At 72.0% G+C, this 12,915-nt stretch carries 9 protein-coding genes; 7 read left to right on the top strand and 2 right to left on the bottom strand.

Features of this window, described 5'->3' with window-relative positions:
* The first annotated feature begins 49 nt into the window (after positions 1 to 49).
* Entirely contained in the window at positions 50 to 1,981 is a 1,932-nt protein-coding gene (locus ACZOOI_RS42425; RefSeq protein ID WP_465282161.1) for a flavin-containing monooxygenase, read from the top strand.
* Positions 1,982 to 1,999: 18 nt separating this feature from the next.
* Here the strand turns inward: ACZOOI_RS42425 and ACZOOI_RS42420 are convergent, their stop codons facing one another.
* Complete coding sequence (locus ACZOOI_RS42420; protein WP_465282160.1) at positions 2,000 to 2,938, bottom strand: hypothetical protein; 939 nt, start codon at positions 2,936 to 2,938, stop codon at positions 2,000 to 2,002.
* Between the two features lie 40 nt (positions 2,939 to 2,978).
* On the opposite strand from ACZOOI_RS42420, the gene ACZOOI_RS42415 reads away from it, so the two are divergent.
* The 6 genes from ACZOOI_RS42415 to rox all read left to right on the top strand — a co-directional run bounded on the left by ACZOOI_RS42415 (position 2,979) and on the right by rox (position 11,932).
* The gene (locus ACZOOI_RS42415; RefSeq protein WP_465282159.1) at positions 2,979 to 4,466 is read left to right on the top strand and encodes a pyridoxal-dependent decarboxylase; all 1,488 of its coding nucleotides are present in this window, start codon (positions 2,979 to 2,981) and stop codon (positions 4,464 to 4,466) included.
* A 231-nt stretch (positions 4,467 to 4,697) separates the two neighbouring features.
* A complete protein-coding gene (locus ACZOOI_RS42410) occupies positions 4,698 to 6,017 on the top strand; it encodes a WS/DGAT domain-containing protein (RefSeq protein ID WP_465282158.1) in 1,320 nt (439 codons plus the stop codon).
* 396 nt (positions 6,018 to 6,413) lie between these two features.
* Positions 6,414 to 6,908: a hypothetical protein gene (locus tag ACZOOI_RS42405; protein WP_465282157.1), complete on the top strand. Its 495-nt coding sequence runs from the start codon at positions 6,414 to 6,416 to the stop codon at positions 6,906 to 6,908.
* Positions 6,909 to 6,961: 53 nt separating this feature from the next.
* Positions 6,962 to 9,301, top strand: coding sequence for a protein translocase subunit SecD (gene secD, locus ACZOOI_RS42400; RefSeq protein ID WP_465282156.1), 2,340 nt, complete (start codon positions 6,962 to 6,964; stop codon positions 9,299 to 9,301).
* Positions 9,302 to 9,500: 199 nt separating this feature from the next.
* On the top strand, positions 9,501 to 10,289 hold the full coding sequence (locus ACZOOI_RS42395; protein WP_465282155.1) for an aminotransferase class IV family protein: 789 nt from the start codon (positions 9,501 to 9,503) through the stop codon (positions 10,287 to 10,289).
* 200 nt (positions 10,290 to 10,489) lie between these two features.
* A complete protein-coding gene (gene rox / locus ACZOOI_RS42390; protein ID WP_465284160.1) occupies positions 10,490 to 11,932 on the top strand; it encodes a rifampin monooxygenase in 1,443 nt (480 codons plus the stop codon).
* Between the two features lie 62 nt (positions 11,933 to 11,994).
* Here rox and ACZOOI_RS42385 read toward each other — a convergent pair whose 3' ends face one another.
* On the bottom strand, positions 11,995 to 12,729 hold the full coding sequence (locus tag ACZOOI_RS42385) for a dienelactone hydrolase family protein (RefSeq protein ID WP_465282154.1): 735 nt from the start codon (positions 12,727 to 12,729) through the stop codon (positions 11,995 to 11,997).
* Positions 12,730 to 12,915 lie beyond the last annotated feature (186 nt).

Here is a 12,915-nt window from a genome sequence, read left to right as displayed (position 1 = left end):
CGGCGGACGGTTGCCGCCGGTCGCCTCACCGACTTGGAGAGCCGTCCGGATGAACGCCCGCAACCCGCACGCAGGACTGCCGATCACCGATGACGACGCGGCGATCGCCGCGGCGCTGGAGGACGTCAGCGTCCCGGCGCTGATGTTGTCGCTGGTCCACCTGACCGGCGACCCGTCGTACATCCGGGGCGCGATCAAGCCGCGCATGCTGGTGCTCAACGAGATCCAGGGCTTCATGCCCGAGGAGGAGCAGGCCGAGGTGCGCAGGCTCGCGCTGGAGGCCATCCGCGCGTATCGGGACGCGGGCAGCGTGTTGCCCGAGCAGCCCGGCCCCGAGCTGCTGCACGAGATGATGAGCTGGGTGGCCTGCGACGAAGTCCCGCGAGAGTACCTGCCGATGCTCCTGGAGGACATGGAGCTCGACGGCGTGGACGCCCGCCGGGCGAGCGAGTCGGGGGATCCGGCCGCCCGTGCGGGGTTCCCGGTCGTGGTCATCGGCTGCGGTCAATCCGGTCTTCTGGCCGGGATCCGGCTCAAGGAGGCCGGCATACCGTTCACGATCGTCGAGAAGAACGCCGGCGTGGGGGGCACGTGGTACGAGAACACCTACCCGGGCTGCCGCGTCGACGTGGGCAACCACTTCTACTGCTACAGCTTCGAACCCAGCGACCACTGGAGCGAGTTCTTCACCCGCCAACCCGAACTCCAGGCCTACTTCGAGTCCGTGATGGACCGTCGCGGCATCACCGAGCACGTGCGCTGGGGCACCGAGGTCGTCTCCGCGGTGTGGGACGAGGGCTCCGCGACGTGGCAGGTGACCGTCGAGACCGACGGTGCCCACTCGGTGCTGACCGCGCGAGCGGTGATCTCGGCGGTCGGCCTGCTCAATCGGCCCAAGCTGCCCGACATCGAGGGCAGGGACAGCTTCGCCGGTCCGTCCTTCCACTCCGCGCGGTGGGACCACGGCGTCGATTACCGGGGCCGCAGGGTCGTGCAGATCGGAGCCGGGGCCAGCGGGTTCCAGATCGCCCCCACGATCGCACCGGAGGTCGCGCACCTGACCGTCTTTCAGCGCACCGCGCAGTGGATGTTCCCCAACGCGAACTACCACGAGAAGGTCGGCCCCGGCGTGCGGTGGGCACTGCGGCATCTGCCGTTCTACGGCCGCTGGTACCGCTTCATGATCTTCTGGCCGGGCAGCGACGGCGCCCTGGCCGGCGCCCGCATCGATCCCGAGTGGCCGCACCAGGACCGCGCGGTCAGCGAGCGCAACGACCTCACCCGCCGGTGGTTCACCGACTGGATCACCGCCCAGGTCGGCGACGACCCGGAACTGCTCGCCAAGGTTCTCCCGGACTACCCCGCGACCGGCAAGCGCACCCTGCAGGACAACGGGAGTTGGTTGCGCACCCTCAAGCGCGACAACGTGGACCTGATCCGCGAGGGCGTGGCACGCATCGAGAAGGACGCCGTGATCAGCACGTCCGGCGAGCGGTACGAGGCGGACGTCATCGTGTACGCGACGGGCTTCCACGCCAACAGGTTCCTGTGGCCGATGCACATCGTCGGACGCGGCGGCGCGGTGCTCGGCGAGCAGTGGGGCGACACGCCCACCGCATACCTGGGCATCACCGTCCCGAACTTCCCGAACTTCTTCTGCCTGTACGGGCCGGGCACCGGCCTCGCGCACGGCGGCAGCCTGATCTTCCAGTCCGAGTGCCAGATGCGGTATGTCTCCGCGTGTCTGGACACGCTGATCTCCGGAGGGCACCGCTCCATGGAGCCCACCCGCGAGGCGCACGACGAGTACACCGCGCGGCACCAGGCGGAGATCAAGCAGATGGTGTGGTCCTCCCCGGCCGTCGAGCACTCGTGGTTCAAGAACCGCAACGGCGACATCTACACCGCGAGCCCGTGGCGTTTGGTCGACTACCGGGACTGGACCAAGAGCCCGGACCCGGACGCCTACACGATCGACTGACGATGGTGGGCGCGGTCGTCACGGGACGGTCCGGGAATTTCGTGCGGCGGTGAAGATCCCGTCCCGGGCGTCGGGCAGTCGGGCCGGCGCGCCGGCAGGCTCGACGTCCAGCCCGGCGCGGCGCCGCTGACACAGGCGTTCGAGCGCCTGCACTCCCGGTTCCGCGCCGCGGAGCAGGGAGGGTCCGGAGCCGACGAAGCGCGAGCAGACGCCCACATGGGCGTGGTGCACTTCGGTCAGGACCTCGACCAGGCGTCGGTGGGCGGGCCGCAGCGTGGCGGACTTCGTCGGTGCGGCCAGACCCCACTCGCGCAGGCACCGCACCAGGACCCGGTGATCGGCCGACCACAGGCCGGAGAACCCCGTTCGGCGGACATGCGGCGGGGCCATCGAGGGCCGGACGATGTCGTGGTAGTCCTCGACGCCGAAGGACGCGGTGATCCGCAGGGCGGACGCACAGGCGCGCAGGAAGTGCGCGGCGCTGTCCAGGCCGTGGGCCGTCTCGGCGGGCGAGGGGGCGTGCAGGGCGTGTCGCAGGGCGATGACGGTGGCCTGGGTGAGGGCGAAGAACAGTCGGTGTCCCTGGATCCAGCGTTCGCGCACCGTGGCCTGCGTCGCGCCTTCGGGGGAGTCCGTGCGAGGAGCCAACCCCGCCGCGTGCGCGGCGAGTTCGAGGTCGGGCTCGGTCGGGGTTCCGTCCGGATTCCGGGAGAAGGCCCGCACCGTGCCGAGGATGTCGTCCAGGGCGTCGATCAGCAGCGGCTCGGGGGCGCAGGCGCAACGCGCGACCGCGAAGTATTCGTCGAACGCGGCTTCGCGGGGGTCGCGTTCGGGGACGCGGCGGTGGCCGGGGGGCGTGTGGTGACGATCGGGTCGGTTCGCGGCCGCACGCAGGCCTGCCAAGTCGTGGGGCAGGTGGTGGGGAGGAGCGAGCCACAGCACGGATTCGCTTGTCATATGGGCCGTTTCGATAGGTTTGTGCGGTACGTTACCCGGCATGTCACGAATTCCCATGGATGATTCGTTTCGCGGCGCGATCGGCGTGGTCGCGGAGATCCTCGAAAACTATTGGGAGGACCTGCGCGAGGAACGCCTGCCGGTCACGCCGGACCTGCGGCCGGGAGACGTGCGCGCGATGCTGCCGGATGCGGTGCCCGTGCACGGCGAGCCGATCCGGGACGTGCTGGCCGATGTGCGGCGTGTGGTGATGCCCGGGCTCGTGCACTGGCAACACCCGTCGTTCCTGGGCTACTACCCCACCCAGACCAGCCCCGCGTCGGTGGTCGGCGAACTCCTGGCGTCCGGTCTGGCGGTCCAGCACATGATGTGGTCGACGGGTCCGGCCGCCACCGAACTCGAAGAGGCGGTCCTGGACCATCTCGCCCTCGCGCTGGGCCTGCCGAAGCGGTTCCTCAGCGGCGGGGACGGCGGCGGGGTCCTGCAGGATTCCGCGTCCTCGGCGGTCCTGGTGGCCGTGGTCGCCGCCCTGTACCGGGCCTCGGGCGGGCGGTGGCGCGAGCACGGCACCGAGGGGCGGTATCGCCTGTACTGCACCGACCAGGCCAACTCCTGCGTCCCGAAGGCCGCACGCATCGCGGGCCTGGGGGAACCGGCCCTGGTCCCCACCACGACGGGCACCTGCGAGATGAACCCGCACGCCCTGCGCGAGCAACTGACGGCCGACCGCGCCGCCGGCGTCGTTCCCGCGATCGTGGTCGCCTCCGTCGGCACCACGGGCACCTGCGCCGTCGACCCGGTCGCCGCCGTGGCCGCGGTGTGCCGGGAATTCGGGGCGTGGCTGCACGTGGACGCCGCCTACGCCGGATCGGCCGCCATCTGCCCGGAGAACCGCTGGATCAACGACGGCGTCGAACACGCCGACTCCTACGCCGTGAACTGCCACAAGTGGTTGCTGACCGGACCGCCCTGCGACGCCATGTGGGTGGCCGACCGACGCAGCCTCACCGCGGCCATGGACATCCGCCCGGACTTCCTGCGCAATCGGGCCAGCGACTCGGGCCACGTCACCGACTTCCGGGACTGGCAGGTGCCGCTCATGCACCCCTTCCGGGCCCTGAAACTGTGGTTCGTCCTGCGCACCCACGGCATCGAGGGCCTGCGCGCGCACATCCGCGAACAGCTCTCCCTCGCCGCCTTGTTCGCCGACCTGGTCCGCGACAGCCCCGGCTTCGAACTCGTCTCGCACACACTCGGACTGGTGTGCTTCCGCCTCGAAGGCGACAACGCGCGCACCGAACGCCTGCGCACGGACCTGGACGCCACCCGGCGAATCCTGGTCACTCCCACCACCGTCGACGGCCGCTACGTCCTGCGCGCGGCCCTGGGCTCACGCCTGGCCTCGCAGACCTCGGTACGCGACGCCTGGGCCCTGGTGCGCGAGGTCGCCGCCGCGATCCCCGACGACCGCCTCGGCACGCCAGAAGCGCAGGCTTCGATGACGACGACCTCGGCGGGCACCCGGTGACCACGAACGCGTCGGCACGCCGCCACCATGGGAAGGCCGCGCCGCCTGCCCGGGGCGCCGCGAGACCGGTCGCCCTCCCGGAGGACGACACAGACCACGGGCGTGACCGGAGCGGGATCCGGCCGTACCGGCACGTTGTCGACGCGGAATCCGAAGGCATCACGCGCTCCGGGCACACACGCCCACGAACCCCCACCATCACCACACGGACGACATCCCACGGAGAACATCGTGCCCGGGCATGACAAGGGTGCCGCGGCAGGCGAACGCTGGTTCGACTACGCGGCGGCGCACCCTCATTCCAGCATGGAGATCGGCGGGGTGGCCGTGGTCGCCGGCCCCACGCCCTCGACCCTCGAACTGCACGCGCTGATCGACCTGGCCCGCGCCGCCCACCCGCCGCTGTGCGACCGGGCCCGCCCGCCCGGCGCGCACGCGCGCGGCCCGGCCGAGCCCGCCGACCACTTCGACGAGGTGGTGCTGCCCACCCACGGCGGCGACGTCGCGCTGCACGCGGCGATCGAGCGCGTGTGCGCCCGGCCACTCACGGACGTCACCTGGGGCGTGACCCTGCTCCACGGCCACCGCGACGACGAGTTCGCCCTGCTCCTCCGCGCTCACCACGGCCTCCTGGACGGCATGTCCCTGATCGGGATCATGCTCGCCGCGCTGGGGGAAGCCGGCCTCCCGCGCCGTCGCACACGTTCCCAGTCGTCGCCCTCCTGGACCCCCGCCCGGGTGCGCGCCCTGCTGGGCGCGGCCGCCGACATCGCGCTGCCGGCGCGCTCGATCACCCTCGGCCCCGCGCGGGTCCAGGCACCGACCGGCCCACCGCTTCGCCGCTGGGCCCACACCCCGCTGCCTCGGCTGAAGGCCATCGCGCGCGCGGGTCGCACCAGCCTCAACGACGTCTACCTGGCCGCCCTGGCCGGCGCCCTGCGACCCTGGCTGCCCGACGACGCGGGCGGCACCGTACGGGCGATGGTGCCCCTCGACGCCCGGCGCCGCGACACGAGCGACGCGGTGGGCAACTTCCACCGCGGCGTCCCCGTCGTGCTGCCCTGCCTGCTTCCCACCGCCGTCGAGCGACTGGCCGCCACCCACCTGGCCACCGCGAACATCCGAACCGGCCGCCTGGACCCGGACGCGGACGCGCTGTTCGAGACCCTGCCCACCCGTTGGCACGGTCGGCTCCTGGCACGGGCCCTGCACCCGCGGCGCACCACCCTGGTGGCCACCCATGTCCCCGGCCCCGCGCGACCCCTCGAACTGCACGGCCACCACATCCACACCCTGTTGCCGCTGATGTTCCTGCCCCCGGGCCACCACCTGTCCGTCTGCCTGGCCGAATACGCCGGAACCGCGCACCTGGCCGTGATCGCCGACCCGAGCCTGCCCGACGTCGACGAACTCCCCGTCCGCTGGCTCGCCGAACTCGACGCGCTCGAAGCCGCCCTCACCCCCCAGCGCCCCGACGCCGCTCCCGCGATCACGCCCGAAGCGACCGCCGACCCGAAGCCGGCCCGCCCGACGCCGACCACGACAGCGTGACACCGCCCCGGTCCGGCCGAGGGTGTTGTCGTCGTGGTCGAAGCGACGCCCGCATCGTCCGATTCCCGGTGTCACTCGGGCCAGGACGGCGTTGACGTCGGTGGTGACGACGCGGGCCCACCGGGCACCGTGGATGCGTTCGAAGCGACGGCGGCCGAGGAGTTCGCCGGCGTGGCGGACGGCGTCGAGGTGTTCGGGGACGCGGTTCGCGTAGCCGTGCGTGCCGCGGCACCCAGGGAGTCCGGGCAGAGGACGTGGGCCGAGAAAGGCGCCCCGTCGCCCGCGCCTCGATGCGGAACACGGGGGCGGGAACTCGGGACGGCCGGCCGGGCGTTGAGTGGGGAACCGGATCGTGTCCACATCGGCGTGGAAACGACGCGGACCGAGGAGGGCGCGATGATCCGGCGACACGTCGCCGTTCGTCGTCCCCTCGGCGGCTCCGCCCTCGGGCGCGGCCGCGGCGCACCCGCCCCCGCCCGCCGGGGCTTCCGGCGCGGCGGGTGGCTCGGGGTGCTGCTTGCGATCGCCCTCGCGCTGCTCGGCGTGGTGGCTTCCCCCGCGCACGCGGACGCCGTACCCGATCCCGACCGCACCTCGATCTCCGCGCACACCGCCGCCGACCCGGGGCACGTGCGCGACGTCGCCGACGAGGCGACCCGCGACGCGCGCCGCGGCCCACCGGGACCGTCGGCCGTTCGCGAGACGCCCGACGAGCGGCACCACCTCCCCCACTCCCCCGACGCGGCGCTCGCGGGGCGGGACTCGGCGCTCCCGCCACCCGCGGCACACCGAGCCTCCGCGCTCGCCGCCGACGTCGATCCCTCGCTGCGTCGTTTCGCGCTTCCGCCGGGTCGCGCGCCACCGTCTCCCCGGGCTCCAGAGCGTCCCTGAGTCCGATCGCCGCGCGCCGGCCACCGGTCGCGGTGCATCCGTGGAGACCATCCTTGTCACGTACCTCCAAGGTGCGGGCGTTGTTCGCCCTCGCCGTCCTCGTCATGTCCACCTACATCGCCGCGACCGTGCCGCCGCGTCTCGGCCTCGACCTGCGCGGCGGCACCCAGATCGTCCTGGAGACCCGGGACTCCCCCACCGCGAAAGCCGACCGCGACGCCACCGATCGAGCCCTGGAGGTGCTGCGCCGTCGAGTCGACGCGCTCGGCGTCTCCGAACCCTCCCTGGTCCGCTCGGGCGACCGGCGGATCATCGTCGAACTACCCGGCGTGCAGGAGCCGCGCCGGGCCGCCGAGGTACTCGGCCGTACCGCACAGCTCACCTTCCATCCCGTTCTCGCCGTCGCCGACCCGGGCGGTGCCGCCACCCCACCCGACACCGAGGGACGACAGGTACTGCCGGACGAGTCCGGCCGGATGCTGAGGCTGGACGCCACGCGGATGACCGGAGCCGACGTCGACAAGGCCGAGGCGCTCCTGGATCCGGCCGGCGGCGGCTGGCACGTCACGCTCGACCTGCGCGGGCGGGGCGAAAGGGCCTGGGCCGAACTCACCGGGAAGGCCGCGTGCGCGCCGGCGGGAACACCCGCGCGCCGCGTGGCGATCGCCCTGGACGGCAAGGTCGTCTCCTCGCCCCAGGTCGACTCGTCGGTAGGCTGCGACACCGGAATCCTCGGCGGGTCCACCCGCATCACCGGCGACTTCGACAAGCGCGAGGCCCGCGAGTTGGCGCTGTTGATCAACGGCGGCGCACTGCCGGTACCGGTCGAGACGGTCGAACACCGCACCGTGGGACCCACACTGGGCAAAGCGGCCATCGACGCCGGCACCTGGGCCGCGATCGTCGGCGCCGCGGCGACCGCGCTGTTCATCGCGTGTGTGTACCGGCTGCTCGGCGTGCTCGCCGCCGTGGCCCTGGCCGGTTACGGAGTGATCGCGTACGCCGCCCTGGTCGGGGTGGGCGCCACTCTCACCCTGCCCGGCCTCGCCGGATTCGTGCTGGCCGTCGGCATGGCGGTCGACGCCAACGTGCTGGTGTTCGAACGAGCCCGCGAGGAATACCTCGCGCGGACCGCACCGGCCCTGCGTCCGTCGCTGACCCGAGGCTTTCGCAACGCGTTCGGTGCCGTCGCCGACTCCAACGTCACCACCCTGATCGCCGCCGGCCTGCTGTTCTTCCTGGCCACCGGGCCGGTACGCGGCTTCGGGGTGACACTGGGCATCGGCGTGCTCGCGTCGATGATCAGCGCGCTGGTGGTCACCCGGGTCCTGGCCGAGTTCGCCGTGAGCCGGGCGGTGGTGCGGCGCCGGCCCCGGATCAGCGGCATCGCGCACCCGGGCCCGGTGCGCGCGTGGCTGGCCCGACGCGATCCGAACCTGATGCGGCACCGCGGGCGCATGCTCGCCGTCTCCGGCGTGCTCGCGCTGGGCCTGGCGGTGTCCGGTGTGGCGGTACGCGGCCTCGACTTCGGCGTGGAGTTCACCGGTGGACGGCTCGTGGAGTACTCGACCACCCGGTCGGTCGATCCGGACCGGGCCCGGTCGGCACTCGGCGACGCCGGATTCCCCAAGGCCGTCGTGCAGACTTCGGGCGATCGCGAACTCACCGTACGCACGGAAAAGCCGACCGAGGCCGAGGAGTCGCGGATCACCGCGACGATCGCCGAACTCGGCGGCGGAGCGGAGAAGGTGCGCGACGAGTTCATCGGACCGAGCCTGGGGGAGGAATTGCGATTCAAGGCCATGGTCGCCCTCGGGGTCGCACTCGCCGCCCAGATGGCGTACCTCGCGGTGCGGTTCCGATGGACCTTCGGGGTGGCCGCGGTCGTTTCGATGGCGCACGACGTGCTGATCCTGGTGGGCGCCTTCGCGTGGTTGGGGCGCACCGTGGACGCGGTGTTCCTGGCCGCGCTGCTCACCGTGATCGGCTACTCGGTCAACGACTCCGTCGTCGTCTTCGACCGGATCCGCGAACTGCGCCGGGCGCCGCGGCCCGCGCACGGCAAGCGCTCGCTCGCCCGGATCACCGACACGGCGGTGTTCCAGACCCTGCCGCGTACCGTCAACACCGGCTCCGGCGCGTTGTTCGTGCTGATCGCGCTGGCGGTGTCGGGCGGGGACGCACTGGCCGACTTCGCCCTGGCATTGCTGATCGGCATCGTGGCCGGCACCGCCTCCACGGTGAGCGTCGCCGCCCCGCTGGCGGTCGCGCTGGAATCACGCGCGACACCCGCGCCACCACGCGCGGCCCCAGCCCGAAACCCGGCCGACCACAACGGCCACCGCGCCCGGCGCCCCGGTCACACGCCCCGCGACAACGGCGCACGCGTCTGACCCCAACCACCCACCGCTCCCACCCCAGGCCCGAAAGCTGTCGACGGCGTGCTCGGCACGGGCGGATGTCGCCGGCAATCGTTGTCGGGTCGCGGTGTCGTCTGCGCCGGGCTCGTTCGCACCGGCGTGAACGGCGGGACGCGGGCCGGTCGCGCCGTGGAGGGCGAGGCCCCCGTACCGGGCGGTTATTGTCGGCGGCATGAGTGCTTCGGCAATGTCACGGGTCGAGATCGACGGCCGGTCCACCACGGTGGACCGGCTGCACGCCGTCGCCGTGGGCGGCTACGGCCATTTCACCGCGATGCAGGTGCGCGGCGGCCGGGTGCGCGGCCTCGCCGACCACCTCCGTCGGCTCGACGCGGCCAACCGGGAGTTGTTCGGCAGCCCCCTGGACGGGGAGCTGATCCGGCGGTACATCCGGCACGCGCTGGCCGACGACGTTCTCGACGCGTCGGTGCGGGTCCATGTGTTCGCCGCGGACGAGGCCGGGGCGGTCGCGGTCCTGGTCACCGTGCGCCCGCCCGGCGACATGCCGCCCGCACCACAGGCGTTGCGGTCCGTCCCGTATCTGCGTTCCGTCGCGCACATCAAGCGCGTCGGGGACTTCGGACAGGCGCACTACCGCCGACTGGTCGCCCGCGAGGGCTTCGACGAGGCGCTTCTGACCGGCCCGGACGGACTCGTCACGGAGGGCGCGATCACCAACATCGTCTTCTTCGACGGCACTTCGCTGCTCTGGCCGAACGCGCCCGTCCTGGAAGGCATCACCATGGGTCTGCTCGAACGAGCGCTCTCCGCAGGGTCGTTGCCCTCCCGACGCGGCCCGGTCCACCTGTCCGACGTGGGCTCGTTCCGGGCCGCGTTCGTGACGAACTCGCGCGGGATCGCGCCGGTCCGGTCGATCGACGACGTGCCGATCCCGATCGACACCGCGTTGACGGCGACCCTCGGCCGAGTCTACGAGTCGATCGCGTGGGACCCGATCTGACCCGCATCGTGTGCGGCGGCCGTCGCCGCGGTCCGGGCGTGGTCGGCCACCCGGTGCGCCCGGGCAAAACGAAAGGCAAGGAGCGTATCCACTCCTTGCCACTCTCAACTTATAGCGCACCGGGGGGCTTGCGGCAAGACCCCCGGCGAGCCGCAGAATGATCGACCTCAGCTCGACAACCTGCGGAAATGAGCGTTTTGATGATCGACGTGATCGTGGTGGGCGGCGGACCGACCGGCTTGATGCTGGCCGGCGAGTTGCGGCTGGCCGGAGTCCGGGTGGTCGTGCTGGAGAAGTTGACCGAGCCGACCGGCGAATCCCGCGGGCAGGGCCTGCACACGCGCAGCGTCGAGATGATGGACCAGCGCGGTCTGCTGGACCGGTTCCTTGCGGTGAGTGAGAAGTTCCAGGCCGGTGGTCTCTTCGGCGGCATCATGAAGCCGTGGCCGGAGCGGTTGGACACGGCGCACCCGTACGGCCTCGCCACACCGCAGCCGCTGACCGAGCGCCTGCTCGACGAGCGGGCCCGCGAACTCGGTGCCGAGATCCGGCGCGGCTGCGAAGTGGTGGGGCTGAGCCAGGACGAGGACGGGGTGAGCGTCGAGTTGGCGGACGGTACGCACCTGGGCTCGCGCTACCTCGTCGGCTGCGACGGCGCCCGCAGTGCGGTGCGCAAGGGGATCGGCGTCGGCTTCCCCGGCGAGCCCGCCAAGGTCGAGACGATGCTGGGCGTCATGGAGGTGACCGAGGATCCGGCGACGATCACCGCCGTCGTCGCCGAAGTCCACAAGACCCAACTGCGGTTCGGCCTCCTGCCTCTCCAGGACGAGAACGAGGGGCTGTACCGCATCGTCGTGCCCGCCGACGGTGTGGCCGAGGACCGTGCGATACCGCCGACCCTCGAGGAGTTCAAGCAGCGGTTGCGGGCCGTGGCGGGCACCGACTTCGGCGCGCACTCGCCGCGCTGGTTGTCCCGGTTCGGCGACGCCACCCGGCAGGCCGAGCGCTACCGGGTCGGCCGGGTGCTGCTGGCGGGCGACGCGGCGCACATCCACCCGCCGACCGGTGGGCAGGGGCTCAATCTCGGCGTGCAGGACGCGTTCAACCTCGGCTGGAAGTTGGGCGCCGCGGTCAACGGTTGGGCACCGGAAGGGCTGCTGGACAGCTATCACGCCGAACGGCACCCGGTGGGCGCGGCCGTGTTGGAGAACACCCGGGCGCAGATCACCCTGCTGGGGACGGATCCGGGAGCGACCGCGCTGCGGGGACTGTTCTCGAAGCTGATGGACTTCGAGGAGGTGAACCGGTACGTCACCGAGATCATCTCCGCGGTCGGGATCCGCTACGACTTCGGCGAGGACCAGGGCCATGAACTGCTCGGTCGGCGGATGCGGGACGTGCCGCTGAAGGAGGGACGTCTGTACGAGCGGATGCACGGCGGCCGCGCACTGCTGCTCGACCGGACCGGCGAGCTTTCGGTGACGGGTTGGGCGGACCGCGTCGACCACGTGGCCGATCTCGGCGAGGAACCGGACGCACCCGCGGTGCTGTTGCGGCCGGACGGCCACGTGGTGTGGGTGGGCGAGGATCAGTCGGAACTGGAAAGCCGGCTGTCCGCGTGGTTCGGCGCCGCGACCGGCTGAACCGCGATCATTTCCCCGACCCCGGAGCGGGGTACGCCAGGGTCGGTACTCGGGCCGAAGCCTCAGGCGTCGGCCAGAGTGCGGTCGAGGAGGGGGAGCAGGCGGTCCCAATGACGTTGCAGCGCGGACGGGTTGAAGGCATCGGTGTCGGACATGGTGAAGCCGTGGACGGTGCCGGGGTAGATCTCGGACGTGTAGCCGACCCCCGCGGCGTCCAGGGCCTGGTTGAGCTCGCCGAGGGCCTCGGGCGTCATGTCGCCTTCGGCGTGGCCGAGATGGACCCGGGCACTGAGCTTGGAGAAGAGGTCGGGCCCGTCGACGCCCACGGGGCCGTGGAATGCGGCGACGGCGGCCACCTGGCCGGGGTGGGCCGCAGCGGTGCGCAGCGCCAGGAGACCGCCTATGCAGTAGCCGGTCACCGCAACCGGTCCGGTGCCGACCTCGGGCCGGGTGGTGAGGAACCCGAGGTAGGCGTCGGCGTCGCTCAGGACACGTTCGGCGGTGTGCGCCTCGATCAAGGGCATCAGCCGGCCGAAGACCGCGGGCCGGACCTCTTCTCCGATGTACTCGGGCAGTTCGATCACCGGTGCCGGGCCGTTCCGGTAGAAGAGGTTGGGAACGAGCACGTAGTACCCGTGCTCGGCCAGTTCGTGTGCCAGCTCCCGCAGCACGGGCCGGATGCCGAAGCCGTCCGCGTACATCAGCACCCCTGGGTACCGCTTGCCACCGTCGGGGAAAGCGACGAACGCGTCGGCCTGGCCGTCCGCGGTGGGAATGTGCAGCGTCTTGGTGGGCATGAGTTCTCCTGTCGTGGTTGACGTGTCGAGCTGTGATCGGCACGACAGGAGGCGGAGCCCGCGCGGCAGCGCCGGATCCTCGATCCGGCAGCGGGCCGGCACCGGCCCGTACGGCGCTCAAAGGAGCGCCGGTTCACCAATCCGTGTGTGGCGCAATGCCGTCCCGGTAGTCATCGCCGCCTAACG

The organism is Embleya sp. L77, from assembly GCF_055557415.1.
Note: the sequence above shows the minus strand (reverse complement) of the source record. Positions and strands in the feature narration are given on the sequence as shown.

Coding starts and splice junctions, on each gene's coding strand:
- ACZOOI_RS42425 (WP_465282161.1), top strand. CDS start 50: ATGAACGCCCGCAACCCGCACGCAGGACTGCCGATCACCGATGACGAC.
- ACZOOI_RS42420 (WP_465282160.1), bottom strand. CDS start 2,938: ATGACAAGCGAATCCGTGCTGTGGCTCGCTCCTCCCCACCACCTGCCC.
- ACZOOI_RS42415 (WP_465282159.1), top strand. CDS start 2,979: ATGTCACGAATTCCCATGGATGATTCGTTTCGCGGCGCGATCGGCGTG.
- ACZOOI_RS42405 (WP_465282157.1), top strand. CDS start 6,414: ATGATCCGGCGACACGTCGCCGTTCGTCGTCCCCTCGGCGGCTCCGCC.
- ACZOOI_RS42395 (WP_465282155.1), top strand. CDS start 9,501: ATGAGTGCTTCGGCAATGTCACGGGTCGAGATCGACGGCCGGTCCACC.
- rox (WP_465284160.1), top strand. CDS start 10,490: ATGATCGACGTGATCGTGGTGGGCGGCGGACCGACCGGCTTGATGCTG.
- ACZOOI_RS42385 (WP_465282154.1), bottom strand. CDS start 12,729: ATGCCCACCAAGACGCTGCACATTCCCACCGCGGACGGCCAGGCCGAC.